The sequence below is a fragment of the Pseudomonas sp. P5_109 genome (assembly GCF_034009455.1).
Lineage (GTDB): Bacteria > Pseudomonadota > Gammaproteobacteria > Pseudomonadales > Pseudomonadaceae > Aquipseudomonas.
In genome coordinates, this window is record NZ_CP125380.1 from 4,462,399 (window position 1) to 4,485,242 (window position 22,844).

The following is a 22,844-nucleotide window of genomic DNA, read 5'->3' on the forward strand; positions in this document are numbered from 1 at the left end:
ACCAAGGATTTGTATTGACTGGGCCGGCCTCTTCGCGAGCAAGCCCGCTCCCACAGGTTATGTGTGGTCACCCTCGATCACTGTGGGAGCGGGCTTGCTCGCGAAGGCTATAGACCAGCCAATACATCATGACCGGCCTGTCTCAAATCCAGGCCACCGCCAACAACCCCGCCCCCAGCACCACACACAACGGCGAGTAAACCCAGGTGTCGAGCCGGGCAAACTTCGAGCCTTTGACCTCCTTGAAAAACCCCACCAGCTCCGAATCGCCAATGGCCCGGGCAAACAGCAAAATCGCAATCGCGCTGATCAACCACTGCAATGACCAGTGATGCAAGGGTGGCAGGCACCAACCCACCCGAAAGCACACCAGCACGGCAATCAACAGCAACATCCCGGCCACCACCAGGGTGATCCAGCCGCGTGGCTTGAACGCCGGTCGCAGTTGCGCGCTGCCCTCCTGCGGTACTTGCGGGACCGCCGCCACCGCCGCCCACTCACCACCCAGCGCCCAATACACATGCACCAGACTGATCGCCGCGAAGATCGTCACCAGCCACTGAGCCAACAACAAGGTCATGGTTCAGAGATCCTTGAAAGGGATATGAACAGAACAGGCTAGTCGGCTTTTCCCGAAGTGCGCGAGCAAGTGCAAGACCAAAAGTGCATACCCGCGCCCGCTCACATTCCGACGGAGACTTTATCCGCCACGTCCTTGGGCAGCCAGGCCCGCCAGACGTCCGGATGAGCCTTCATGAAGGCCTCCGCGGCCTGACGTGGCGGTGTATGTTTCTCGCTCATTTCGGCCAGCGCTTTATTCAGGGGATCGATCGGAAACTCGACCTTGGCGAAGAACTCGGCAATCTGCGGATATTGTTTCTGAAACGGAGTGGACACACCGATCGACAGCTTGGAGGCCAGGGAGCGGGTTGGCTGTGGGTTGGGGTTGTCGGCGTCGGTCAGGGTCTTCCAGGCTTCGGCGTCGAACGGTGGCTCTTCGAGCTGGATCAGCTTGAAGCGGCCGAGCAACGGCGTGGGCGACCAATAGTAAAACAGCACCGGCTTGCCACGATGAATCGACGAACTGATTTCGGCATCCAGTGCCGCGCCCGAACCGCTGCGGAAATTCACGTAGCTGTCATCCAGCCCATAGGCCATGAGCTTCTGCTTGTTGACCACTTCCGAGGTCCAGCCGATGGGGCTGTTGAGGAAGCGTCCCTTGGTCGGGGCTTCCGGATCCTTGAACACGTCCTTGTATTTCGGCAGGTCGCTGACACTGCGCAGGTCCGGCGCCAGCGGCTTGATGCCCTTGGCCGGGTCGCCCTTGATCACATACTCCGGCACCCACCAGCCTTCGGTAGCGCCCTTGACCGTGTCGCCGAGGCTGACGACCTTGCCTTCGGCTTCCGCCTTGACCCACACGGGGCTGCGACCGGCCCACTCTTCGCCAATGACCTGGATGTCATTGTTGGCCAGCGCGGTTTCCAGGGTGATGGTGGTACCCGGCAAGGTATCGGTCGGCAGCCCGTAGCCCTTCTCGACAATGATGCGCAGGACATCGGTAATCAGGCTGCCACTTTCCCAGTTCAGGTCGGCGAAGTGGATCGGCGCCTGTGCGGCAAACACCGGGGCGGGTATCGCCAGCAAACCGAAAGTGGCCAGGACAGCGGCCAGCAACCGTCGAAATCCGTTCATGCTTTTGCACCTCGTGCTGTTCACAGCAATAGCAGGATGGCCTGGCAGTAGACCGCGAAGCCTCTGAATACTCAGTCCAATGACTGTAGTAGAGGTTCCTGCTTTCGAGGTGCGTGGATCAATTTTCGGAAGTTTCCTGCAAACGCATCAGCTCCCGCCTGACCATGCTGGCGTAAGGCGCCGGTTGCAGCTGGTAAAGCCGTGACGCCACCCAATTCAGCCAGGCTCCCTGCAGAATGGTCTTCTGCTCGAACAGCTGCCGCGCTTCGTCTTGAGCGCTGGCCAGGTTATGTTCGTGGAAGTCGGCGCGGGTCAGGGTCATCACTCGCTGGCCTTGAAGGTCACCAGTTCGCCCTTGCGCCACTTGGCCACTTTGGTGGTCACGGCTTTCAGGGTCTTGGTCAGGCCTTCCTGCAACTGTTGATGCGCGGCAAATACCATCACCACGCTGTGACCTTCCTTGAATACGACCCCCTGACCGTCGGCCGTGGTCACGAAGGCGTAATCGCCAATGCCGTAAACCGTCAGCTTGATGTCGCGGAATTTGATGTCCAGCTTGCCGCCTTCGCGACTGGGCAACACTGACGCGCTGAAATGATCGCCGACCTTGAGTTTGAGTCCGGGTTTGTCGTCCACCACCAGGGCTGATTCGGTGTCGATTTCGGCAATGTAAATGCCTTCAGCGTTCTGTTCGGTGATGTAAACGAAACGTGACTGAAACTGCTTGACCAGCTTTGCGCGCAAATCACCCAGCACGAACAAAGCATGCATATCGAGATTACTTACTGCCAAGGAAACATCCCCACATCTGAAAAATGGTGCCATGCGCGAAAAACAGACGCATAGCCAAAAAAGCGGCAATGCCGACGGTTGTAGCCGAAGAACCCGGATTGAAGTCCTGAATGAGCAGAGCGCTCACCCTTCACGAAGCTTGAGAAGACTACTGGAACGTCACTCGCGTCGTCCTGACTGGCGTTCGTCACAGGCTGAAGGAAAACACCCTTCCTGCTGCCAGAAAATTATGGACTATCAACTTCGGGGAAAAATCTCATCAAGATAAAATCTTTTCCTACATATCGTCCGCAAAAAATTGCTTTAGATAAACATCACTCACCCACCAGTGAGGGTGATTCTAGAGCAGCGATGCTCTTGGAGACTAGCCAAAACGACGTACATACGTCGTTAAAACCATGAAAAGGACTTCATATGTGCACGTTGACACACTTTGCTTATCCCTTGGAGCCTGAACCGCTTCACGGCGCCCCGAATCGCCCGCGATTTCAGGTGGTGATGGCGGGGAATGCTTTCTTTCATATCAAGGATATTTCTACAGGCTGCGTCAGAGGTTTCCGAGCCAGTCATAACGAAGCCTGTGCCCTTGCCCGGTTTCTTGAATCACACCCTTGACATGCCCCACCGCGCTCACTGCCTTCGACGTTTCGTCTGCCCGTCGACTTATCTCAGCCGTCGACGGGCAACTACTGCCATACTGCCCGCCATATAAAACCAATCCGCAAAAAATCGGGTTGCGTCGACAACAATAATGTTTTTCCAGGGGAAGTCTGCAACGTGACGGAATTTGATATCGGCGAGTTTTTTATCCGGGGCGAAGCCAGAGAAGTCGAAGGTGAATTCCAGGCCGTGATTGTCATGCGCGCCAAACCACCGCTCAAGACCGTAACCTATCACCAGGTCGAAAAAGATCGCTGGTTCAAGACCCCGGATGTCGCCGCCATTGCGGCTCAGGAATCGGCCAGGGAACTCAAGGCAGCGGTCGATGCGGGGGCATTGAAAGCCTGATCGTCGGTTTGGCGGTCTATGCTCATCGTTGCGCTTGAACATCGCGTTCGAACTTCGCTGGTGCGGCGCCCTCGAAGCCAGGGTACCGCGCTTCGCCCTCGACCCGACCGAGACCTGCAAGGAGATGAACATGGAATCACCGACACACGACTTGAAAGGCCTGTTCGACCAGCTCGGCCTGGACTCCAGCCAGAAAGCGATCGACGACTTCATTGCCAGCCATTCCCTGCCCGATGACAAGAAACTCATCGACGCCGAATTCTGGTCACCGCAACAGGCCGGCTTCCTCAAGGAACAATTGCGCGAAGACGCGGATTGGGCCCGAGTGGTCGACGACCTGAACCTGCGCATGCACCAAACGCACTGACAACCTCAATGCAGGCTGTCAGGCCTTTCGGCGTTCAATTGCGCCAACCAGGCAGCCTTGCACTCTTGCGCCTCTTCGCGACTGGAGAACGCCGTGCCCCGGCGCTCGCCATTGAGCAGCACCACCCAGCAGACCTTGCGCCCCATGGAGCGCAGATTGGCAGGCACTCCGCTGCCGATCATGACCGCGATATCAACTTTGCCTTGCATGCTGATCTCCCGAGCTTCATTAGCAACCTAATTAATAGGTATGTTAATTAGTTTTCCGTCGAGGAAACAGCCAAACCCTGCACAGATTCATTACAGGATTTGTAACAATCACCCGCCGGCCCGGGGTTTCTAGCGTGGCTTTTGCGGCTTGTAGCCCAGGCGCAAACCGCCCCAATGCCTGCCCTTGAGCATGATCGGCACCGAGAGATCGTGCATCAGCTCGCCGGTGTCGCGGGTATAGGTTTGCAGCAACACGGCCTTCTGATGGCTGCCACAGCGAATCCCGGTACGGTCAGCGAACTTGCGTTTGGTGCGGTTCTGCACGGCATCGATTTGTGCGTCCCCGGTCAGCGGTTGGCTGAACGCGTTGTTATGGGTCGGCACATAACCCTGCTGGGTGCAGGCGATGGCGAACACCAATCCTTCGTGGCGCGGTAACAACGGCTCCTGGATCGTTGGCAGAACCTGATCGGTGTAGCGGTCGAAACGCGTCTGGTACTTGGCCGGGCTGGTATGGGCAATAGTCTGGTAATGGCGGTCGAACAGATCGTCGAGACTGATTCGACCGGCATCGATATCCGCCTCGAAACGCGCAGCAATCTGACTCGCGCCTTCCCGGGCCAGGTCATAGATTCGCTGGTGATAGTCATCCAGCCCCACTTCGGCAAGACGCTCGCTGATGGTTTCGGCCTGCCCTTCCATTTGCACCGCCGCCTGGGCCAGGCGTTGAGTCTGCTGGTCGCTGACCGCCAGATCGCTGCGCATCTGTTCGATGGCGTGAAACAGGCTGTCGAGTTGCTCACGGTTGGTGTCGGCCCCTTGGGCGATTTCCCCGACCTGGGACTCGACACTGGCCGCCAGACGAGCAATGTTCTCCAGGTGCTGTCCCGTCCGTTCGACTTGTTCGACGCCAGTGTCGAGGTCGCTGGACAGTTGGCGGATCTGCTCCACCACCTGCGCCGTGCGTTGCCGGATATCGGCGACCATCTCGCCCACTTCTCCCGTCGCGGTCGCCGTACGTGCGGCGAGCCCGCGGACCTCGTCGGCCACCACTGCAAACCCGCGACCGTGCTCCCCCGCCCGCGCCGCTTCAATGGCTGCGTTCAACGCCAACAGGTTGGTCTGGCTGGCGATGGACTGAATCACCAGGGTCACGCGCTGGATATCATCGCTGCGCAGGCTCAAGGCTTCGATCAGTTCACGGCTGTTACTGGCGCGCTGGCTGAGCTGATGCATGCGCGCGATGGACTCGATCAGCTCCGTACGCCCGACCGCACCACTTTGATGAGCCTCGCTGGCGGCACTGAGCGCCTGGCGGCTGAGTGTCGAGGTGGCTTGTTCGGTGGTGATCATGACCTCGGCGTTGCTGACGATCTGTGCCGCCGCCGTGAGCTGCGATTGCAGCTTGTCCGCCAGTTGCCGAACCGAAAACGCCACACCGGCGGCTGACAGCGCGTTATGGCTGGTGGTGTAGGAAAGATCGCGAGTCAACTCGCCGATGGCGTCGGGGTTGTCGGGGGAAGCAGCCTCAGGGGTCGCGCGCGAACGCAGGCGAGGCAGCCAGATAATCAATACGGCCAGGGGCAGGCCAAGGTAGAGCGACCATTCACCCAGCGTCATGCCACATAACAACAGCATCAGGGCGATGCTTTGCAGCGTCGGTGCCAGCCAGCGGCTTTTCGGCAACAGCACTGGCGCAGGCACTGCCGCAACCAGAGACCCGTCTCTCGTCATCATCGTCACCCCGGAAAACTTCTAATTGTTGTCTTCGCATTAAACGCCACCATAAAGCCATTATCCATGAGCCTTTAGTCGCGAACGTTGCAACAGATCAATAGAAGAACCGGGGGGGGGAAATCGCAGACAGCACAAAACAAAGATCGCAGCTTGCGCCAGCGCCCTGCTTCAATTGCGCAGGGGGCTGGCGCAGGCTGCGATCTTTTCAGGGCCGCCCCGTTAAAAAGGGGCTGCCTCGCAGAATCAGGCCTGACGCTGGTGCTTGTCGATTTGCTCGTGACGCTCTTGAGCTTCGATGCAGTACTTGGTGGTCGGGCTGATCAGCAGGCGCTTGAGGCCAATCGCCTCGCCGCTGTCGTCGCACCAGCCGAAGCTGTCTTCCTTGATGCGCTCAAGGGCTTGTTCCAACTGAGGCAGCATGCGCTGATCGCGATCGATCGCGTTTACCAGCCAGGTGCGCTCTTCTTCGACCGAAGCCGCGTCTGCCGGATCGGCCGGGGTGTCCAGGCTTTCGATGGCGATGCGGTTCTGTTCGATGCGCTCATGGGTTTCGACTTTCATGTTCTGCAACAGCTCGGAGAAAAAAGCATGTTGCTCGGCATTCATGTAGTCATCCGCCGGCATGGCCAGCAACTTGTCCTTTGTCATTGATATCTCTATAAAAAAACGTGCATTAAGGCGAATAAGGGAGCGTTCCGGCAGACCTGGGCAGGCCATCGGAAAGGCGCCGTTTGTTCCAAGCGCCACCCGGCACTCAATTTACGAGGGGCGGCAGTCTAAGGCCGACTTGAGGCCTCAGCAACTGAAAAGACAGCGAATTTGTCCGACAAAGCCCTGAAAATGCTCTACGGCAGGCTTTGAGGCGGTAATCGGAGTGCGTTTATAGCAAGAAATTCAATCGAGCGGAGGTATATAGAAGACAAACGGCCTGCACCGGGCAATATTCACTGTCATTTGCAGGGCTGCGAACCTCAGCTAAGGTTGTCCCTCCCGAAATGGCCATATAAAGGAAAGGACCATGAAGCTGATCGGTATGCTGGACTCGCCCTATGTCAGGCGCGTCGCCATTTCTGCCAAATGCCTGGGAATCACCCTGGAACATCAATCGGTCTCGGTGTTCCGCCACTTCGAACAATTCCAGCTGATCAACCCGGTGGTCAAGGCGCCCACCCTGGTGCTGGAGGATGGTGAAGTGTTGATGGATTCGACACTGATCATCGATTACCTGCAAACCCTGGCCGACAACAGCCTGATGCCTGTCGAAGCGAGTCAGCGCCTGCGCGCGTTGCGCCTGGTTGGCCTGGCCTTGGCCGCCAGCGAAAAATCCGTGCAGCTTTACTACGAGCGCAACCTGCGGCCGGCGGAAATTCAATTCGAACCTTGGGTGCAGCGGGTCGAAGGACAGCTGGTGGCGGCCTATTCGGCGCTGGAACGGGAGCTGGAAAAACAGCCGCTGAAGACTGACGGCTCGATTGAGCAGGACGGCATCACCCTCGCCGTAGCCTGGAGCTTCACCAACCTGGTGGTGCCGGACCAGGTGAGTGCGGCGCAGTTTCCGCGAATCGCCGCATTCACTGCGTATGCCGAAGGACTTGAGGTGTTTTTGAGTACACCGATCGAATAGATAGATTCGCTTTGCCTGATCTAACGTCTTCGTCGGAATGCCGCCCGGAGCAAGCCCGCATATCCCTGTAGGAGCGAGCTTGCTCGCGATGGCTTCAGCAAAAACGCCGCTTCACCCAAGGGAAGAAGCGGCAGTTGAATCAATGCACAAACAACGCAATCAAAATAATGATCGGGATCGGCACGCCGAGAAAGAACAGCAGTAATGAACGCATGATGATTCTCCTGGGTTAGCGAACAGGAATCGTGGTGACGTAAGCGTCGGTTTCCAGATACACCACCGCATCCCGACGGCGACCGCCGAAGGTCGCGGCAAGGCTGGCGAAAAACGCACCGGCCAACAGCGCAACGAACATCCACAGCGTGGTCCACGCCGCCACTTTGGCGGCCGTGTCGGCAGCCTCTTGTGCGGCTTGCTTGGCATCGGCCACGGCTTTTTGGGTGCGGGCATACACCTCATCGACACGACGTTCGGCGTCGGCCTGAGTCAGGTTGGTCCGCTGCGCGACCAGTTGCGCCAGATAAGTCCGGTCTTCGCTGGCCAGTCCATTCATGCTCAGGGAACGTACAAAGATCCGGGTGACGGCACCCCGGGCCGCATCATCGCTGACGGCACCCGGACGATCATCACGGAACAGGCTGTCAACGAAGTAACCGTATTGATCGCTATTGGTATTGCCCGCCGCAGTGCCCACGGCTTGCGTCGCGGCACTCGCCGCTCCACCGACCATGTTCGCCCCGGCCTGCACGCCACCGCCCACCAGGCTGCTGACCGAGCCGGCGACCAGCGTGGCCGTCACCAGCGTCGCCACGCACCAGGCCAGAAAACCATGGGCCGTGTCGCGAAAGTAAACTTCATCGCCATGCATGTACGCCCACTTCACCCGCAGCCGCCCGGCGATGTAACCGCCAAGTCCGGAAGCGATGATCTGAGTAAAAGCCAGCCAGACAATGGTCGAGATCCCCAGGCCTTTGGCGCTCACGCCTTCATTGGCCCAGGGCGATACCGCCGAAAAACCCAGGCCGAAACCGAGCAACACCAGGATCAGCGACAACGCCGCCGCAGCAGCGGCACCCGCGAAAATCGCTCCCCAGGACACGCCGGACAGCGTGGTGGACTCGTCCATGGCAGGATAGAAACCATCAGAGGATCTATTCATTGTTTTATCGCTCCAGGCAGAAAGATGGTGTTACAACTCTTCAAGGAAGGAATTGCAGTCACCGTGCCAGTCGCGCACTTTAAATAAACCGTTGTGCTTCAATCACTTAGGAAGTTTGAACTTCCTGAACCCATGCATATTGCAACGAACAGGTTGCCCTGACGGGTTTTATGCATGGGTTATTTGCGCTTATAGCTCTTGTTGCCACCGGGGGTCAGGCAGTAAACGCCCCCTCTGGGGCCGGTACAAAACGAACCGGTGCCACAGGAGCAGCCTTGCGTGTCCTGGATAAACGCTTGTGGACGTGCCTGGGTCTGACCGCCGAACATGGCCGAGCAACTTTTTTTCGAGCCGCTGATGGAGCCGTCGTTACACAGGAACAGGTCGCCATCACATCGATCGATTCCACCCTTCTTGCCGGAGCAGGGTGTATTGCCAGCCCAGGCCGCTGAACTGAAAACACTGAGCAGCAACAGACAAATCGGCATCCAGCCATACCGGATCGATTTACGCACAATGCAGCCCCCCATCGAAGTTATGGCCCAATGATATCAACGTATCGAACAGCGACCCCAGCCAGATGAAAGTTAATTTATTAAGTCGCGGACAATTCTTGGCAAAATGCTTGCAACTTCGTATTGAACTGCTTATCAGGCCAGCCTTATGACCCGCATCTTGACCATCGAAGACGACGCCGTGACCGCCCGGGAAATTGTCGCCGAACTGAGTAACCACGGCCTCGACGTCGACTGGGTCGACAATGGCCGCGAAGGGCTGGAGCGTGCGGTCAGCGGCAACTATGACCTGATCACCCTCGATCGCATGTTGCCCGAGCTCGATGGCCTGGCGATTGTCACCACGCTGCGGACCATGGGCGTGGCCACGCCGATCCTGATGATCAGCGCACTGTCCGACGTCGATGAGCGCGTGCGCGGCTTGCGCGCCGGTGGTGACGACTACCTGACCAAACCCTTCGCCACCGATGAAATGGCCGCCCGGGTCGAAGTCCTGCTGCGCCGGCAGAACACCGTGACCGCCCAGGCCACCACGCTGCGGGTGGCGGACCTGGAGCTGAACCTGATCAGCCACGAAGCCAGCCGCGACGGTCAACTGCTGACGCTGTTGCCCACCGAGTACAAGCTGCTGGAATTCTTGATGCGCAACACCGGGCAAATCCTCTCGCGGATGATGATTTTCGAAGAGGTCTGGGGTTACCACTTCGACCCCGGCACCAACCTGATCGATGTCCACATCGGTCGTCTGCGCAAGAAGATCGACCCGCCTGGCAATGTCCCACTGATTCGGACCGTGCGAGGCTCGGGTTATGTCATTGCCGAACCCGTCTAAAGGCTGGCGCTCCTCCAGCAGCCGACTGCTGGCGCTCTACAGCTCGCTGTTCGTGATCTGGAGCGGGATTCTCATGGGGGTCATGTACTACGAGGTTTCCGCTTACCTGGACAACCTCGCCAAGCATTCGCTGATGCAGCGCCAGCACCTGTTTTCGCGCTTCTCCGGCGAGCAACTGGTGGACGCCCTCGCCGTCAGCATGACCTTCGACATCCGTGGCATCGACGCCTACGGCCTGTTCGATGCCCAACATCGCTACCTCAGCGGTGCCCTGCGCTACATTCCGGACGGCCTGCCGCTCGATGGCAAGATCCACATGCTGCGCGACTGCGATGCCTCCGACGACACCGACGACCAGACGCTGCCCGCCGACAGTTGCGACGCCGTGGCGACCCGCACCCTCGACGGCCGCTGGCTGGTGCTGGTGCGCGACAACGGTTCGCTGTTCGCCGTGACCCGGATCATTCTTCACGCCCTGTTCTGGGGAGTGACCCTGACCATCATTCCGGGCATCGTCGGCTGGTACTTGCTGCGACGCCGGCCGTTGCGGCGCATTCGCGGGATTCAGGCCAGTGCCGAAGCCATCGTCGCGGGTGACCTGAGCCGGCGGTTGCCACTGTCCAATCGGCGTGACGAACTGGACATGCTCGCCGCCATCGTCAACGCCATGCTCGAACGCATCGAGCGCCTGATGAACGAGGTCAAGGGCGTGTGCGACAACATCGCCCATGACCTGCGTACGCCCCTGACTCGTCTGCGCGCGCAGCTTTACCGCATGCAACAGCAAGCCGGCGAAGGCTCGCCGCAGGCCATGCAACTGGATCTGGTACTGGCCGAGGCCGATACGCTGATGGCGCGTTTCCGTGGTTTGCTGCGGATTTCCGAACTGGAAGACCGCCAGCGCCGCTCCGGTTTCGTGCAAGTGGACCCGGTGGCGTTGTTGCAGGAGCTGCATGAGTTCTATCTGCCCCTGGCCGAAGACGATGGGCTGGTGTTCCAACTGCACCTGCCCGCCTCCTTGCCACCCCTCAATGGCGACCGGGCACTGCTGTTCGAAGCCTTGGCGAACCTGCTGAGCAACTCGATCAAATTCACCCCGCCCGGTGGCGCGGTGATCTTGCGCGGGGTCAATGCCGGCGGGCACACGCGGATCGAAGTGCTCGACTCCGGCCCGGGCATTCCCGAGGCAGAACGCGAGGCGGTGTTCCAGCGCTTCTATCGCGCCGAGGCGGGCAATCAGAAAAGCGGCTTCGGGCTCGGACTGTCCATCGTCGCGGCGATTGTCAGCCTGCACGGTTTTACACTTGAGGTGGGCAGCAGCGAACTGGGTGGCGCGCGGCTGGTGCTCGATTGTCGGGAGAGCCTGATTCCTCAAGCCTGAAATTGAATCCCTGTAGGAGCGAGCCTGCTCGCGATGGACGTCAACGATAACGCGTGCAGTCTGATTCAACGCGTCGACCTTGCGTCCATCGCGAGCAGGCTCGCTCCTACAGGGGATTGGTGGTGATTTCCGCTGCGTGGATCAAGCCGGGTAATTGGCCCGCAGCGCCTCAAGCCCACCCTGATAGATGCCGGTAAACAACGCCTCCACTTCCTCGTTGCTCACACCCACCGGTTCAAACCGCCCGGACCAGGTCACCCGCGCGCCCTCGCCTTGCGCCTCGACCTTGATCGTCGCCAGATAATCAGTCGCCGGAAAGGGTGCCTGCAAAATCGAGTAGCTGTAGGTTTGACCCGCGTTGTCAAACACTTGCAAACGCTCGACCACCACCGCGCCATCGCTGGTTTCCAGTCGGCGCACGCGCCCGCCTTCGCTGAGTTCACTCTTGGGAATGAACGGCAGCCAGTCCGGCAGCGAGTTGAATCCGCCAATCAATTGCCAGACCTGATCGGCCGAGGCCGGGACTTCGATCGTTGCTGATGCAGTTGCCATGAAATGCTCTCTCTAATCAATAAGGTTCAGATGGCCAGGCTGTCGACCACACCGCCGTCGACCCGCAAGGCAGCGCCGGTGGTGGCCGAGGATAACGGCGAAGCAATGTAGGCCACCAGGTTGGCGACTTCCTCGACATCCGCCACGCGCTGGATGATCGACGTCGGCCGGGCCTTGCGCACGAATGCATCGGCTTCGTCCCGGGCGCTGCGCCCGGATTCAGCGGTGGCGTCCTTGAGCATCTCCTCAAGGCCATCGGTAAAGGTCGGGCCGGGCAAGATCGCATTGACCGTCACACCGGTGCCGGCCAGGCGTTTGGCCAATCCATGGGACACGGCCAGGTTGGCGCTTTTGGTCACGCCGTAGTTGATCATGTCCGCCGGCGTCGCCACGCCGGATTCCGAAGACAGGAAGATCACCCGCCCCCAGCCCTGCTTGACCATGTCCGGTGTGTAATGCCGCGACAGGCGCACGCCGGAGATCACGTTGACTTCGTAGAAGCGCGCCCATTCGCTGTCCGGGGCGTCGTAGAAATCCACCGTGTTGAAGATCCCGAGGTTGTTTACCAGGATGTCGGCCCGAGGTTCGGCGGCGAACAATATTTCGGCGCCTTCGGCGGTGCCGAGGTCGGCGGTCACCCCACGCAATTGCGCAGCGGGAACGCGTTGACGAATGCTCGCCAGCGCCTGCTCGACCTTGGCCGTGTCGCGGCCGATTACCACCACCGTGGCGCCCGCCTCGGCCAGTGCCTGGCTGATGCCCAGGCCAATGCCGGCGGTACTGCCACTGACGATTGCCAATTTTCCGCTCAAATCAATCTTCATGCTCAAGCTCCAATGAGGGGCAAGGGTGCGCGCTCGGAAACCAGCTTCGCCTCACGCATCGCTTGCCAGAATGCCGCGGGAATCACCGCCGACAACGCCGCCACGTCTTCGGCAATCCGCTGCGGGCGGCTGGAACCCGGAATCACCGCCGCCACCGCCGGGTTAGCCAACGAGAATTGCAACGCTGCTGCCTTGATATCGACACCGTGGGCCGCGGCGATGCGTTTGATCTGCTCGACCTTGCCGGTGATCGCCGGGCTGGCCTTCTGGTACTCGAAGTGTGCGCCACCGGCCAGGATGCCCGAGCTGTAGGGACCGCCGACCACGATCTCAACGTTCTGCGCCAGGGCGGCGTCCATCAAGCGCTGCAAGGCGCGATCATGATCGAGAAGAGTGTAGCGACCCGCCAGCAGAAAACCGTCCGGTCGCGCCTCGCTCAGATCAAGGGTCAGCTCGCAGGGCTCAACCTTGTTCACGCCCAGGCCCCAGCCCTTGATCACGCCTTCTTCACGCAGGCGGGTCAGCGCTTTGAAGGCACCGGTACGGGCCTGGTTGAAGTACTCCAGCCACTGATCGCCGTAGAAATCCTGGGCGATGTCATGCACCCAGACGATGTCCAGGCGATCGGTTTGCAGGCGCTTGAGGCTGTCCTCGATCGAACGCAGGGTCGCGTCGGCGCTGTAGTCGTTGACGATCTTGTTCGGCAGGCCGTGTTCGAACACCCCGCTCTTCTCGCCGAGGTCACGGGCAGCGGCGTCTTCGATTTCATCGAGAATCACCCGGCCGACCTTGCTGCTGAGCACATAGTCGTCACGGTTGTAGCGCGACAACGCGGCGCCAAGACGAATCTCCGACAGGCCCGAACCGTAGAACGGCGCGGTATCGAAGTACCGCACGCCGGCGTCCCAGGCGGCGTGGACAGTCGCCTGCGCTTCCTCTTCCGGGATAGCGCGGAACATGTTGCCCAGTGGTGCGGTGCCGAAGCCCAGCGCGCCGGGCAGTTTGTCTTTCAAGCTCATGGATGAATCCTCTCGATTATCAGTAACCCTGTAGGAGCCGGCTTGCCGGCGATGGCGCCGCAAGGGCGTCACCGCTTTGCGGATGACCGTTGAGCAGATCCTAGATTGCGAGGATCGGACCGTCCAAGACATAATCCGCAGCACTTGAGTCCCTGAAGGTCTGATATGATCGACATCCGCCAATTGCGCTACTTCGTCGCCGTCGCCGAGGAAGAACACGTCGGGCGTGCCGCCGAACGCCTGCATATTTCCCAGTCGCCCCTGAGCCGGCAGATCGCCCAGCTCGAAGAACGCCTGGGTCTGACCCTGTTCGAGCGCAGCCAGCAACGCATCCGCCTGACCCGCGACGGCCAGACCTTCCTCGCCGAAACCCGCGCCCTGCTGACCCACGCCAGTCGCCTGGAATCCCTCGGCAAACGCCTGGGGCGCGGCGAAGAAGGCGGCTTGTGCATCGGCTACATCGAAAACGCCATGCACGCTGGCGTGCTGCCCAATGCCTTGCGCGTATTGCGGATCGACCGGCCGAACGTACACGTGGCGCTGTACAACCAAAGCTCGGCCGACCAACTTGAGGGCTTGCGCCAGCGTAGCCTCGATATTGCCCTGGTCAGTGAGCCGCCGACGGATGACGACCCGGACTTGCTGGGTTTTCAGGTGCTGGACGACCCGATGCTGCTGGCCCTGCCCGAGCACCATCCACTGGCGCAGCAGAGCGTGCTGACTCCGGAGGATCTCGCCGGCCAGGAGTGGATCGGCGTGCAACACCACCAGAACATCACCAGCCGCGAAAACTTCGTCAGCGCCTGTATCCGCGCAGGCTTCACCCCCGATATCCGCATGGAAGCCACCGGCCCCTTCACGGCAATGGCTCTGGTGGCCTCGGGCCTGGGCATCGCCATGATTCAGAAAGGCTTGAGCCGCAATGCCCCGCCAGGCGTGGTGCTGCGGGAAGTGCCGTGGATTGCCCTCACCCGTCCGCTGTGGGTGGCGTGGCACCGGATCAACCTGCGGCCGCTGGTGGAGACATTCAGGAAGGTGCTGACAGAACCTGAATCCACCCCATGAACCTGTGGGAGCGGGCTTGCTCGCGAAAGCGGCAGGTCAGGCAACATTGATGTCACTGACACGCCCTCTTCGCGAGCAAGCCCGCTCCCACCGTTGATTGATGTCGTACCCAGTATTCTTGCTCGCTGGAGATCCAGTGTGGGAGCGAGCTTGCTCGCGAAAGCGGCAGATCAGGCAACATTGAAGTCACTGACACGCCCTCTTCGCGAGCAAGCCCGCTCCCACCGTTGATTGATGTCGTACGCAGTATTCTTGCTCGCTGGAGATCCAGTGTGGGAGCGGGCTTGCTCGCGAAAGCGGCAGGTCAGGCAACATTGAAGTCACTGATATGCCCTCTTCGCGAGCAAGCCCGCTCCCACCGTTGATTGATGTCGTACCCAGTATTCTTGCTCGCTGGAGATCCAGTGTGGGAGCGGGCTTGCTCACGAAAGCGGCAGGTCAGGCAACATTGAAGTCACTGACACGCCCTCTTCGCGAGCAAGCCCGCTCCCACAGGTCATCAGCGAACTGCAGATTGCGCAGGGCTTGGTGCTTTACTGAAAACACCTCCGCCCCCTGCGAGCCCTCGGCCAACCCGCCGTCAGCGCGTCGCTGGCCAAGTTGCGCGATCTGTTCGACGACCCGTTGCCGGTGCGCAACGGACGAACCCTGGAGCCAACCCCGCGGGCGTTGCAGATTCTCAAGGAACTGCAGCCGGCGATGGACACCATTTCCGGGGCGGTCAGCCATGCCAAGGATTTCGAGCCGTCCACCAGCCGCGATGTGTTTCGCATCGGCCTGTCCGACGACTGGAACGGGGTCAACGATAACGATCCGGCAGAACGCTGGTTGCGCTCGAAAATTGCACAGCACATGGCGGCGCCACTGTCGGGGCATTGATCGAGTGCAGGACCACCGGTTCCGATTCGCGCAGGTACACCGGCATGTCGGTGACCGGTGGCATGGCCGGGATCTCGAAGTACATCTGCACCACCCAGCCACGGTGATAGCTGGCGTGGTTGACCACGTGCATCAGCATCGCGCCGGCGCTCATGACGCCGTTTTCGCCCGAGACAAAGGTGAACTCCACGGGCTTGTCCAGGGAGGCATCGGTTTGCCGGGCGCTCCAGTCGCAGTACCAGCGATCGATTTCTTTTTGCGCCATGCGCAGTTCGGACAGGTTGGCATGCAGCAGGTCGTGTGAAGTCTTGAAGCCATGCCCCCGGCCTTCAAGGTGCGCCCGCCAGATGCAATCGACCACATAGACGTGATTGAGGGTGCCGATCATGTTTTTGAACACCGACACCCGTTCTTTTTTGACTTCGCCCGGAGGAAGTGCCGCAAGGCTGTCAAACAGGCGCTGATTGGCCCAGCGTTTGTAATCGGCCAGCAGACAGGCAGTGCGTACGGTGATCATCAGAGTTCTCCGATGGCAGTAAGCGCACTCCCTAGCATAGACCCGATGACCGCAAAGCAGCGCCAGCACTGATCATCGGTCGTTCAGGCGCTTCACCACGTGCCCGGCGAGCGCCAGGGAACTGGTCAGCCCCGGTGATTCGATGCCGAACAGATTCACCAGTCCCGGCACGCCATGTTCGGCGCATCCGCTGATAAGAAAGTCGGCGGCCGGTTCCGTCGGCCCGGTGATTTTCGGGCGAATGCCGCTGTAGGCCGGTTGCAGGCTGTTGTCCGGCAAATCTGGCCAATAACGGCGGATCGCCTGATAAAACCCCTCGGCCCGGCGGGGTTCGACGCGGTAATCAATGTGCTCGACCCATTCCACATCCGGCCCGAAGCGCGCCTGCCCACCCAGGTCGAGCGTCATGTGCACGCCCAGTCCCGCGCTCTCCGGGGCCGGATACACCAGGTGGCGAAACGGCGCCCGGCCGCTGAAACTGAAATAACTGCCCTTGCACAAATGCGCCTCGGGAATGAATGACCCAGGCAGACCGACAATAGCGCGCGCCACTTCGGGAGCGGACAGCCCCGCACAGTTGATCAATTCGCGGCAGCGCAGGGTCATGGGTTGGCTGCCGCCCATGTGCAGTTCGAAGCCCTGCTCCCTGCAACGGGCCGACAGCAACGGCGTGTGCAGGGCGAGCGTCGCGCCAAACCTTTCGGCATCGCCCTGAAGCGCCAGCATCAGGGCGTGGGAATCGACAATGCCGGTAGACGGCGACCACAGCGCCGCGACGCAGGAAAACGCCGGTTCAAGCGCCCGGGCCTGCGGGCCATCCAGCCATTGCAGGTCATCGACACCATTGAGGCGCCCCTGCTCCAACAGACGCTGCAAAGCCGAATACTGCTGCTCATCAGTGGCCACGATCAGCTTGCCGACGCGCCGGTATTCAACGCCATGTTCATCGCAAAACGCATAGAGACGCTGCTTACCCTCCACGCACAACCGGGCCTTGAGACTGCCGCTCGGGTAATAGATGCCGGCGTGAATCACTTCCGAGTTTCGTGAGCTGACACCCGTGCCGATGCCCGCACCGGCCTCGACCACAAGCACTTCCCGGCCGCTCATGGCCAGGGCCCTGGCTACCGCCAGCCCGACGACACCGGCCCCGATCACCACGCTTTGGATATCGACGTTCAACGTCCCTGACCTCTCACACCTGTTCTGGCTGTCGATAGTCGATCAGGCCGGAGAAAATCGCCAGCGGCAAGGCCATGAAACCACCCGTCCAAACGCAGAGTCGACAGCATCAGGGAACTCTCGGTGGCCGCCGCGCATCCTAAACTATGTGGTACTTCCCTTATGCTTCATGCTGTCGGAGGACACCGTCATGCGCCGTCTGTTTATCATTTCTACGCTGGTACTTTGTTTGCCCGCAGGCTCGGCTCTGGCCAAAGTGGATGCGGGTGACGTCGCCACTTCCGCCGGGGTTTCCGCCTCGCTGTACTCGACGTTCAAAGACCACAAACTCATGATTCCCGCCCGGGATGACGCCTCCAGCTTCGTGGCCAGTGGCGGTGCGATTCGTGGTGCTTATCTGGAGGCGGTGTTGAAAAAAGTCCGTCAGGACAATCCTGCGCTCAACAACGTAAGCGACGAAGACCTGGCCCGCGCCATCCTCGTCCAGGAAGGCGTTGCCACCGATCACTGAAGACCGTCATCGCCAGCGGTGGGGCTTGTAACACCGGGATAGCGTTTGCAGCCCTACCTGGCTTGCGTGCCAGTGGACATGCGTGCCCACCCGGCCACGAGTTGCGCGTTGATACTCACCCCGCCGCAGACCACGATCACCACGTCACGGGCGTCGGCAATCGCCGGGTGATCCAGGTAGGCAATCGCCAATGACACCCCGCACGCCGGCTCGACCAGCTGGCGCAAATCATTGGCGTAGCGCACCACGCCCATGATCGCGTCATCATCACTGAGCACCACGCATTCATGGGAAAAAGCGCCGATGTGCCTGACTGGCCAGGCCGCCACTTGCGCGGCGCCCAGGGATGTGGCGACCGTGTCGATTTTCGGCAGTTTGACCGGGTACCCGGCCGCCACCGCCGCGGCGAACGACGCCGCGCCTGCAGTTTCGCAGGCGACGATGCGGCAATCGGTGTGCCGATGACGAATCAGGCCGGTGAGCAGCCCCGCCAGCAAGCCACCGCCGCCGACCGATGTCACCAGCACATCCACCGGCGGGCAGTCTTCAAGGATTTCATCGACCATGGTGCTGTGCCCTTCCCACAACAGCGGGTGGTCGAAGGCTGGCACAAATTCACAGCGCGGGTCCTCGGCAAGTTCCCGTGCCCGTTGATTGGCTTCGTCCCAGACCTTGCCGTGCACGATCACCTCGGCGCCGGTATTGCTGATCCGCGTCCGGGTACTTTGCGGGGTGGTGTGCGGCACCACGATGCAGGCCTTGAGCCCCAGGCATGCCGCGGCCATGGCCGTGGCCAGCCCCGCGTTGCCGCCGGAGGGACAGACCACCTTGCGCTTGCCCTGCTGCGCCGCCCGGCTGCACAGCAATCCGATGCCACGTATTTTGAACGAGCCGCCAGGTTGCAGGTTTTCCAGTTTCAGCCAGATACGCCGTGTCGGGGTCGACAGGCCAGGGTGCAGGATCAGGGGCGTGCGGATGTGCAGCATATGGGCTCCTGTTACACGCCACCGGCTCGTCGAGCTACCACGAGCCAGTGGTGAACGGTCCTCTCTCCCAAGCTTAGTTCACCCGGACCCGGGGCAATCGTCTCAGCGATAACGCGGCGCCGCCTCGCAGTTGCCAAACAACCCGGACAGCGTCTGGCGCTGGGCTTCGTAACGGTCCCACTGGTCGCCATCGTGCAGGCCCGGGATGGTTACCACTTCGCCGGCCGCCAGACCAACGAGCGCGGCATCGACCATGTCCTCGGCGGACATGACGATTTCCTTCGGCAGATTTTCCACCGGGTTGCCGGCCTCGCTCCAGAAATCGGTGGCGGTCGCCCCCGGCAGCACCGCCTGGATGCGCACGCCTTTGTCCGCCAGCTCATGCTGCATCGACTGACTCAGCGCCAGGACGAACGCCTTGGTCCCGCCGTACACGCCGTTGAGGATTTCCGGGGCGGTGGCGACGATCGAGGCGATATTGATCACGGTGCCGCTGCCCCGGGCGACGAAGCCGGGTACGGCGGCATAGGCCAGGCGCATCAACGCCGTCACGTTGAGGCTGATCATCGCCTCCATGTCGTCCACGGGACTGCCGAGCAGCGGCATGACGCCACCGACCCCGGCGTTGTTGACCAGCAAGCTGATGCTGGCGTCGCTGCGCAGGATCTGTTCGACCCGCAGCGAATCCACCCTGTTCGTCAGGTCGGCGGCCACCACCTCCACGGTGCGCCCGGTTTCGTCGCTCAAATGATTGGCCAGGGCGTTGAGCTTGCCCTGGCTGCGGGCCACCAGGATCAGGTCGTAACCCTGCCGGGCGAGGCGATCGGCATACACCGCGCCAATGCCCGAAGAAGCGCCGGTGATCAGTGCGGTGCCTTTGGATGAGAGTGCCATGGTGCAATTCCTCTACGGTGAGGCGAGAGATTCGCCGGGTGCACACTGTTATAAAGGCACTTACGCTTGTCTCAAATGACGTTTAAAGTACGTTTTTAGGACACAAGCATTTGAGGACAGGCCGATGATCAGCGTGGCGTTCGTGGTTTTCGAGGGGTTCCAGTCCATGGCGCTGGCCGCCATGCCGGTGTTCGAGTACGCCAATTTCAGTGCCGCAGAGGCTCTGTATGACGTGCGCGTGTTGTCCGAACACGGCCACAACCTGCGCGCCTCCGGCGGCTTGAGCGTCGGCACCGAGGCATTCGACGGGCGCATGTTCGACACGGTGATCGTGGTCGGCGGCGACTCCATCGTCGAACAGGCACCCGAGGCCGTGCTGGATTACCTGCGGGCCAGCATCAACACGGCGCGCAGGACGGCGTCGATCTGCTCCGGGGCATTCGTCATGGCCCAGGCCGGCCTGCTCGACGGGCGGCGGGCCACCACCCACTGGGCCTACGCCCGGGAACTGCAGGCGCGGTTTCCAGCGATCAAGGTCGAGGCCGATCGCATCTATGTGATCGACGGTTCGATCTGGACCTCCGCCGGCATGACAGCGGGTATCGACCTGGCACTGGCCATGGTGGAAAAGGACCACGGTGCCGAGCTGGCCCGGGCCGTGGCGCAGAAACTGGTGATGTACCACCGCCGCGCGGGCGGCCAGTCGCAGCACTCGGCGCTGCTGGAGCTGGAGCCGAAATCCGACCGCATTCAAACCGTGCTCGGCTACGCCCGGGAACACCTCGCCCAGCCGCTTTCGGTGGAACAACTGGCACAAGTGGCCAATCTCAGCCCCCGACAATTCAGCCGGGCGTTTCGCGCCGAAACCGGGCAATCGCCGGCCAAGGCCATCGAAAACCTGCGTCTGGAAGCGGCGCGACAGATGCTTGAACGCGGACGCCTGACCCTCGACCAGATCGCCCTGGAAACCGGGTTCAGCGACCGTCGTCGCCTGCGCGAAACCTTCCTGCGGGTTTTCGGTCAACCCCCACAGGTGATTCGGCGCAATGCCAGGGCAGAGATATCTGTGTAGGAGCCGGCTTGCCGGCGATTGCCTCTGAAGGATGGGTTGAGTTCTGGAAACGCCATCGCTGGCAAGCCAGCTCCTACAATGAAGGTAGGTGCTAATCCTCGTGTGAGGTACTTATGAAAATCTCGGCCAAACTGGCGTTTTTCGCTGTCGTCAGCACCCTCGCCTACCTCGCCTTGGCGATCTGGGGACTGGGTGGTTTCGCGGCTTATTTCAGCCACGGCTCACTGGTCGTCGTTGCCCTCGCCACCCTGATCATGGCCGTCGCGTCACTGTTCACCGAGGTCAACCTGAGTTCGGGGGAACGCGAAGACCGGGCCAATCGCTGGGTCATTCCGGCCTTCGGCGTGATCGGTTTGCTGAGCGGATTTGTGCCGGCCTACACCGACCGCATCGATTTCTGGACCTTCGGTGGTGAAGGCGTGCGCTGGCTCGGGGCGCTGCTGTTCATCGTCGGCGGCGCGCTGCGGTTGTGGCCGGTGTTTGTGCTGGGCAAGCGCTTCAGCGGACTGGTGGCCATCCAGCCGGGGCATCGCCTGGTCACCGAAGGTATTTACCGCAACCTGCGCAACCCCAGTTATCTGGGGATGATGGTCATTGCCGTGGGCTGGGCGCTGGCCTTTCGATCGAGCGTCGGCCTGTTGCTGGCCGCATTGACGCTGATCCCGCTGATCGCCCGGATTCATTCGGAGGAAGCCTTGTTGCGGGCGCAGTTCGGCAGCGAATACGACGCCTACTACAGCCGCACCTGGCGACTGATCCCCGGACTCTACTGAAACAACCCTTTTCCCCCCCTGAGGGAGCGGGCTTGCTCGCGAAGGCGGAGTGTCAGTCGACATTGCAATTGCCTGACACACCGCCTTCGCGAGCAAGCCCGCTCCCACATTAGACGGTGAGCAGGCGCAGTCCAGCGGCATCCACCAGAACCCGCACCGCTTCATAACCCGCCAACGTCGCATGAGGCGTCTCAACAGGCTGCTCAGGAGTCGCCGTGACAATCATCAAATCCGCCCCCGCCGCCTCGGCCGCCAGAATCCCCACCGTGGCGTCTTCAAAAACCAGACACTGCCCAGGTTCGACGCCCAGGCGCCGGGCTGCGAGTTGGTACCCCGCCGGATCGGGTTTACCCGCCGTGACGTCTTCGGCCGTGACCATCACCCCGGGCTCGGGAATGCCCGCTGCCGCCATCCGCCGCAACGCCAGTTCCCGTGGGGCGGAAGTGACGATGGCCCATTGATGAACCGGCAATGACTTGAGGAAACGTGCTGCGCCAGCCACTTCCAATACCCCGTCGACATCCTCGATTTCCGCTTCGGTAATCCACGCGGCTTCAGCCTCGGCATCCACCCCGGGCAAGTTCAGGCGCCGGATGGTGTCGATGGCGCGGGCACCGTGAATGGTCGGCAGAAAAGTCTCGACGTCGACACCATGGCGCACGGCCCAGGTTGTCCAGACCCGCTCGGCGGCGGCAATGGACGTCAGGACCGTACCATCCATGTCGAACAGAAAGGCACGGTAAGTCGCGTTGAATACAGAGTGATCGGACAAGGAAAATGACCTCGCAGGTGCCGGACGGATTTGCCCGGCAATGTAGCATCTGCGCGCGGGTCAGTTGAGTCGTTTGGACTTGAAGGTCTGGCCCACGCAATCGAGCAGCCCGCCGATCATCCAGGGTTTCTTGATGAAAGCGACCTCGTGTCGCACGCCCGCGCTTTCAGGGGTTTCGAAACCGGACATGATCATGATCGGCTTGTCCGGCCAGCGATCGCCGAACTGGTTGGCCAGGTCCGCGCCATTGAGCGTGCCGGGCATGGTGATATCCGTCAGCAGCATGCCCACCTGCGGCGCATGCTGCTCCAGATAGATAATTGCTGCGTCCGCACTGATCTGCGGCTCGACGACAAAACCTTCCTCCTGAAGAATCTCACAGAGGAACTCGAGGATCAGCGGATCGTCCTCAACCACCAGAATCAATCCACCAGGAAGATCTCCACCCGCCGTCGGTATTCGACTCATGACCGTGCCGC

28 protein-coding genes and 1 pseudogene are annotated in these 22,844 nt (G+C 60.9%); 11 read left to right on the forward strand and 18 right to left on the reverse strand.

What is annotated here, in order from left to right:
* Nucleotides 1-142: 142 nt before the first annotated feature.
* The 4 genes from QMK54_RS19885 to QMK54_RS19900 all read right to left on the reverse strand — a co-directional run bounded on the left by QMK54_RS19885 (nucleotide 143) and on the right by QMK54_RS19900 (nucleotide 2,466).
* Complete coding sequence (locus QMK54_RS19885; protein WP_110660380.1) at nucleotides 143-580, reverse strand: DUF3995 domain-containing protein; 438 nt, start codon at nucleotides 578-580, stop codon at nucleotides 143-145.
* A gap of 101 nt (nucleotides 581-681) precedes the next feature.
* The gene (locus tag QMK54_RS19890; RefSeq protein ID WP_320401199.1) at nucleotides 682-1,695 is read right to left on the reverse strand and encodes an ABC transporter substrate-binding protein; all 1,014 of its coding nucleotides are present in this window, start codon (nucleotides 1,693-1,695) and stop codon (nucleotides 682-684) included.
* 118 nt (nucleotides 1,696-1,813) lie between these two features.
* Nucleotides 1,814-2,017, reverse strand: a complete 204-nt coding sequence (locus QMK54_RS19895) for a hypothetical protein (protein WP_110660382.1) — start codon at nucleotides 2,015-2,017, stop codon at nucleotides 1,814-1,816.
* Nucleotides 2,017-2,466 (reverse strand): hypothetical protein, encoded by a 450-nt coding sequence (locus QMK54_RS19900; RefSeq protein WP_181432065.1) that lies wholly within the window; start codon nucleotides 2,464-2,466, stop codon nucleotides 2,017-2,019. The genes QMK54_RS19895 and QMK54_RS19900 overlap by 1 nt, the downstream gene beginning before the upstream one ends.
* 435 nt (nucleotides 2,467-2,901) lie before the next feature.
* On the opposite strand from QMK54_RS19900, the gene QMK54_RS19905 reads away from it, so the two are divergent.
* The 3 genes from QMK54_RS19905 to QMK54_RS19915 all read left to right on the forward strand — a co-directional run bounded on the left by QMK54_RS19905 (nucleotide 2,902) and on the right by QMK54_RS19915 (nucleotide 3,862).
* On the forward strand, nucleotides 2,902-3,102 hold the full coding sequence (locus tag QMK54_RS19905) for a hypothetical protein (RefSeq protein ID WP_110660384.1): 201 nt from the start codon (nucleotides 2,902-2,904) through the stop codon (nucleotides 3,100-3,102).
* A gap of 162 nt (nucleotides 3,103-3,264) precedes the next feature.
* Nucleotides 3,265-3,495, forward strand: coding sequence for a hypothetical protein (locus QMK54_RS19910; protein WP_007973761.1), 231 nt, complete (start codon nucleotides 3,265-3,267; stop codon nucleotides 3,493-3,495).
* A 130-nt stretch (nucleotides 3,496-3,625) separates the two neighbouring features.
* Complete coding sequence (locus QMK54_RS19915; RefSeq protein WP_103395758.1) at nucleotides 3,626-3,862, forward strand: DUF2789 domain-containing protein; 237 nt, start codon at nucleotides 3,626-3,628, stop codon at nucleotides 3,860-3,862.
* A gap of 5 nt (nucleotides 3,863-3,867) precedes the next feature.
* Here QMK54_RS19915 and QMK54_RS19920 read toward each other — a convergent pair whose 3' ends face one another.
* The 3 genes from QMK54_RS19920 to QMK54_RS19930 all read right to left on the reverse strand — a co-directional run bounded on the left by QMK54_RS19920 (nucleotide 3,868) and on the right by QMK54_RS19930 (nucleotide 6,456).
* A complete protein-coding gene (locus tag QMK54_RS19920; protein ID WP_110660385.1) occupies nucleotides 3,868-4,071 on the reverse strand; it encodes a hypothetical protein in 204 nt (67 codons plus the stop codon).
* A 129-nt stretch (nucleotides 4,072-4,200) separates the two neighbouring features.
* Complete coding sequence (locus QMK54_RS19925) at nucleotides 4,201-5,808, reverse strand: methyl-accepting chemotaxis protein (RefSeq protein ID WP_413787342.1); 1,608 nt, start codon at nucleotides 5,806-5,808, stop codon at nucleotides 4,201-4,203.
* A 243-nt stretch (nucleotides 5,809-6,051) separates the two neighbouring features.
* A complete protein-coding gene (locus tag QMK54_RS19930; protein WP_007907888.1) occupies nucleotides 6,052-6,456 on the reverse strand; it encodes a TraR/DksA family transcriptional regulator in 405 nt (134 codons plus the stop codon).
* Nucleotides 6,457-6,826: 370 nt separating this feature from the next.
* On the opposite strand from QMK54_RS19930, the gene QMK54_RS19935 reads away from it, so the two are divergent.
* Complete coding sequence (locus QMK54_RS19935) at nucleotides 6,827-7,432, forward strand: glutathione S-transferase (protein WP_320401200.1); 606 nt, start codon at nucleotides 6,827-6,829, stop codon at nucleotides 7,430-7,432.
* A 229-nt stretch (nucleotides 7,433-7,661) separates the two neighbouring features.
* On the opposite strand, the gene QMK54_RS19940 is transcribed toward QMK54_RS19935, so the two are convergent.
* The gene (locus tag QMK54_RS19940) at nucleotides 7,662-8,591 is read right to left on the reverse strand and encodes a hypothetical protein (RefSeq protein ID WP_110662443.1); all 930 of its coding nucleotides are present in this window, start codon (nucleotides 8,589-8,591) and stop codon (nucleotides 7,662-7,664) included.
* A 179-nt stretch (nucleotides 8,592-8,770) separates the two neighbouring features.
* The gene (locus QMK54_RS19945; protein WP_320401201.1) at nucleotides 8,771-9,121 is read right to left on the reverse strand and encodes a hypothetical protein; all 351 of its coding nucleotides are present in this window, start codon (nucleotides 9,119-9,121) and stop codon (nucleotides 8,771-8,773) included.
* Nucleotides 9,122-9,254: 133 nt separating this feature from the next.
* Here QMK54_RS19945 and QMK54_RS19950 point away from each other — a divergent pair, with 133 nt between their 5' ends.
* Together QMK54_RS19950 and QMK54_RS19955 are read left to right on the forward strand one after the other, a co-directional pair.
* A complete protein-coding gene (locus tag QMK54_RS19950; protein ID WP_103395605.1) occupies nucleotides 9,255-9,938 on the forward strand; it encodes a response regulator transcription factor in 684 nt (227 codons plus the stop codon).
* Complete coding sequence (locus QMK54_RS19955; RefSeq protein ID WP_223595369.1) at nucleotides 9,916-11,319, forward strand: sensor histidine kinase; 1,404 nt, start codon at nucleotides 9,916-9,918, stop codon at nucleotides 11,317-11,319. The genes QMK54_RS19950 and QMK54_RS19955 overlap by 23 nt, the downstream gene beginning before the upstream one ends.
* A 141-nt stretch (nucleotides 11,320-11,460) precedes the next feature.
* Here QMK54_RS19955 and QMK54_RS19960 read toward each other — a convergent pair whose 3' ends face one another.
* The 3 genes from QMK54_RS19960 to QMK54_RS19970 are packed head-to-tail and all read right to left on the reverse strand — an operon-like array spanning nucleotide 11,461 to nucleotide 13,714.
* Nucleotides 11,461-11,871 (reverse strand): SRPBCC family protein, encoded by a 411-nt coding sequence (locus QMK54_RS19960; RefSeq protein WP_223595371.1) that lies wholly within the window; start codon nucleotides 11,869-11,871, stop codon nucleotides 11,461-11,463.
* Nucleotides 11,872-11,897: 26 nt separating this feature from the next.
* A complete protein-coding gene (locus QMK54_RS19965) occupies nucleotides 11,898-12,695 on the reverse strand; it encodes an SDR family NAD(P)-dependent oxidoreductase (RefSeq protein WP_320401202.1) in 798 nt (265 codons plus the stop codon).
* A gap of 2 nt (nucleotides 12,696-12,697) precedes the next feature.
* Nucleotides 12,698-13,714, reverse strand: a complete 1,017-nt coding sequence (locus QMK54_RS19970) for an aldo/keto reductase (protein ID WP_320401203.1) — start codon at nucleotides 13,712-13,714, stop codon at nucleotides 12,698-12,700.
* 165 nt (nucleotides 13,715-13,879) lie between these two features.
* Between QMK54_RS19970 and QMK54_RS19975 the strand changes: the two genes are divergently transcribed.
* Together QMK54_RS19975 and QMK54_RS19980 are read left to right on the forward strand one after the other, a co-directional pair.
* Nucleotides 13,880-14,779 (forward strand): LysR substrate-binding domain-containing protein, encoded by a 900-nt coding sequence (locus tag QMK54_RS19975; protein WP_320401204.1) that lies wholly within the window; start codon nucleotides 13,880-13,882, stop codon nucleotides 14,777-14,779.
* A 564-nt stretch (nucleotides 14,780-15,343) separates the two neighbouring features.
* Nucleotides 15,344-15,568 (forward strand): annotated as a pseudogene (locus tag QMK54_RS19980) (LysR family transcriptional regulator); the annotation flags it as partial.
* 10 nt (nucleotides 15,569-15,578) lie between these two features.
* Here QMK54_RS19980 and QMK54_RS19985 read toward each other — a convergent pair.
* Entirely contained in the window at nucleotides 15,579-16,175 is a 597-nt protein-coding gene (locus tag QMK54_RS19985) for a DinB family protein (protein ID WP_110659768.1), read from the reverse strand.
* A gap of 72 nt (nucleotides 16,176-16,247) precedes the next feature.
* Complete coding sequence (locus tag QMK54_RS19990) at nucleotides 16,248-17,357, reverse strand: NAD(P)/FAD-dependent oxidoreductase (RefSeq protein WP_320401205.1); 1,110 nt, start codon at nucleotides 17,355-17,357, stop codon at nucleotides 16,248-16,250.
* Between the two features lie 190 nt (nucleotides 17,358-17,547).
* Between QMK54_RS19990 and QMK54_RS19995 the strand changes: the two genes are divergently transcribed.
* Nucleotides 17,548-17,868: a DUF2388 domain-containing protein gene (locus QMK54_RS19995; RefSeq protein WP_110659766.1), complete on the forward strand. Its 321-nt coding sequence runs from the start codon at nucleotides 17,548-17,550 to the stop codon at nucleotides 17,866-17,868.
* A gap of 53 nt (nucleotides 17,869-17,921) precedes the next feature.
* Here QMK54_RS19995 and QMK54_RS20000 read toward each other — a convergent pair whose 3' ends face one another.
* Together QMK54_RS20000 and QMK54_RS20005 are read right to left on the reverse strand one after the other, a co-directional pair.
* Entirely contained in the window at nucleotides 17,922-18,854 is a 933-nt protein-coding gene (locus tag QMK54_RS20000; RefSeq protein ID WP_223595380.1) for a pyridoxal-phosphate dependent enzyme, read from the reverse strand.
* Nucleotides 18,855-18,956: 102 nt separating this feature from the next.
* On the reverse strand, nucleotides 18,957-19,748 hold the full coding sequence (locus QMK54_RS20005; RefSeq protein ID WP_223595382.1) for an SDR family NAD(P)-dependent oxidoreductase: 792 nt from the start codon (nucleotides 19,746-19,748) through the stop codon (nucleotides 18,957-18,959).
* Between the two features lie 124 nt (nucleotides 19,749-19,872).
* Here QMK54_RS20005 and QMK54_RS20010 point away from each other — a divergent pair, with 124 nt between their 5' ends.
* A complete protein-coding gene (locus tag QMK54_RS20010; protein WP_110659763.1) occupies nucleotides 19,873-20,820 on the forward strand; it encodes a GlxA family transcriptional regulator in 948 nt (315 codons plus the stop codon).
* Between the two features lie 113 nt (nucleotides 20,821-20,933).
* Nucleotides 20,934-21,593: an isoprenylcysteine carboxylmethyltransferase family protein gene (locus QMK54_RS20015; RefSeq protein WP_320401206.1), complete on the forward strand. Its 660-nt coding sequence runs from the start codon at nucleotides 20,934-20,936 to the stop codon at nucleotides 21,591-21,593.
* A 109-nt stretch (nucleotides 21,594-21,702) separates the two neighbouring features.
* Here the strand turns inward: QMK54_RS20015 and QMK54_RS20020 are convergent, their stop codons facing one another.
* Complete coding sequence (locus QMK54_RS20020; protein WP_223596456.1) at nucleotides 21,703-22,365, reverse strand: HAD-IA family hydrolase; 663 nt, start codon at nucleotides 22,363-22,365, stop codon at nucleotides 21,703-21,705.
* Nucleotides 22,366-22,425: 60 nt separating this feature from the next.
* A complete protein-coding gene (locus tag QMK54_RS20025) occupies nucleotides 22,426-22,833 on the reverse strand; it encodes a response regulator (protein WP_320401207.1) in 408 nt (135 codons plus the stop codon).
* Between the last annotated feature and the right edge of the window lie 11 nt (nucleotides 22,834-22,844).

Coding starts and splice junctions, on each gene's coding strand:
- QMK54_RS19995 (WP_110659766.1), top strand. CDS start 17,548: ATGCGCCGTCTGTTTATCATTTCTACGCTGGTACTTTGTTTGCCCGCA.
- QMK54_RS19950 (WP_103395605.1), top strand. CDS start 9,255: ATGACCCGCATCTTGACCATCGAAGACGACGCCGTGACCGCCCGGGAA.
- QMK54_RS20025 (WP_320401207.1), bottom strand. CDS start 22,833: ATGAGTCGAATACCGACGGCGGGTGGAGATCTTCCTGGTGGATTGATT.
- QMK54_RS19965 (WP_320401202.1), bottom strand. CDS start 12,695: ATGAAGATTGATTTGAGCGGAAAATTGGCAATCGTCAGTGGCAGTACC.
- QMK54_RS19955 (WP_223595369.1), top strand. CDS start 9,916: ATGTCATTGCCGAACCCGTCTAAAGGCTGGCGCTCCTCCAGCAGCCGA.
- QMK54_RS19935 (WP_320401200.1), top strand. CDS start 6,827: ATGAAGCTGATCGGTATGCTGGACTCGCCCTATGTCAGGCGCGTCGCC.
- QMK54_RS19975 (WP_320401204.1), top strand. CDS start 13,880: ATGATCGACATCCGCCAATTGCGCTACTTCGTCGCCGTCGCCGAGGAA.
- QMK54_RS19900 (WP_181432065.1), bottom strand. CDS start 2,466: ATGCATGCTTTGTTCGTGCTGGGTGATTTGCGCGCAAAGCTGGTCAAG.
- QMK54_RS19890 (WP_320401199.1), bottom strand. CDS start 1,695: ATGAACGGATTTCGACGGTTGCTGGCCGCTGTCCTGGCCACTTTCGGT.
- QMK54_RS19945 (WP_320401201.1), bottom strand. CDS start 9,121: ATGGGGGGCTGCATTGTGCGTAAATCGATCCGGTATGGCTGGATGCCG.
- QMK54_RS19895 (WP_110660382.1), bottom strand. CDS start 2,017: ATGACCCTGACCCGCGCCGACTTCCACGAACATAACCTGGCCAGCGCT.
- QMK54_RS19885 (WP_110660380.1), bottom strand. CDS start 580: ATGACCTTGTTGTTGGCTCAGTGGCTGGTGACGATCTTCGCGGCGATC.
- QMK54_RS19920 (WP_110660385.1), bottom strand. CDS start 4,071: ATGCAAGGCAAAGTTGATATCGCGGTCATGATCGGCAGCGGAGTGCCT.
- QMK54_RS19905 (WP_110660384.1), top strand. CDS start 2,902: ATGTGCACGTTGACACACTTTGCTTATCCCTTGGAGCCTGAACCGCTT.
- QMK54_RS19970 (WP_320401203.1), bottom strand. CDS start 13,714: ATGAGCTTGAAAGACAAACTGCCCGGCGCGCTGGGCTTCGGCACCGCA.
- QMK54_RS20015 (WP_320401206.1), top strand. CDS start 20,934: ATGAAAATCTCGGCCAAACTGGCGTTTTTCGCTGTCGTCAGCACCCTC.
- QMK54_RS19915 (WP_103395758.1), top strand. CDS start 3,626: ATGGAATCACCGACACACGACTTGAAAGGCCTGTTCGACCAGCTCGGC.
- QMK54_RS19960 (WP_223595371.1), bottom strand. CDS start 11,871: ATGGCAACTGCATCAGCAACGATCGAAGTCCCGGCCTCGGCCGATCAG.
- QMK54_RS20010 (WP_110659763.1), top strand. CDS start 19,873: ATGATCAGCGTGGCGTTCGTGGTTTTCGAGGGGTTCCAGTCCATGGCG.
- QMK54_RS20000 (WP_223595380.1), bottom strand. CDS start 18,854: ATGCTGCACATCCGCACGCCCCTGATCCTGCACCCTGGCCTGTCGACC.
- QMK54_RS19925 (WP_413787342.1), bottom strand. CDS start 5,808: ATGATGACGAGAGACGGGTCTCTGGTTGCGGCAGTGCCTGCGCCAGTG.
- QMK54_RS19930 (WP_007907888.1), bottom strand. CDS start 6,456: ATGACAAAGGACAAGTTGCTGGCCATGCCGGCGGATGACTACATGAAT.
- QMK54_RS19985 (WP_110659768.1), bottom strand. CDS start 16,175: ATGATCACCGTACGCACTGCCTGTCTGCTGGCCGATTACAAACGCTGG.
- QMK54_RS20005 (WP_223595382.1), bottom strand. CDS start 19,748: ATGGCACTCTCATCCAAAGGCACCGCACTGATCACCGGCGCTTCTTCG.
- QMK54_RS19940 (WP_110662443.1), bottom strand. CDS start 8,591: ATGAATAGATCCTCTGATGGTTTCTATCCTGCCATGGACGAGTCCACC.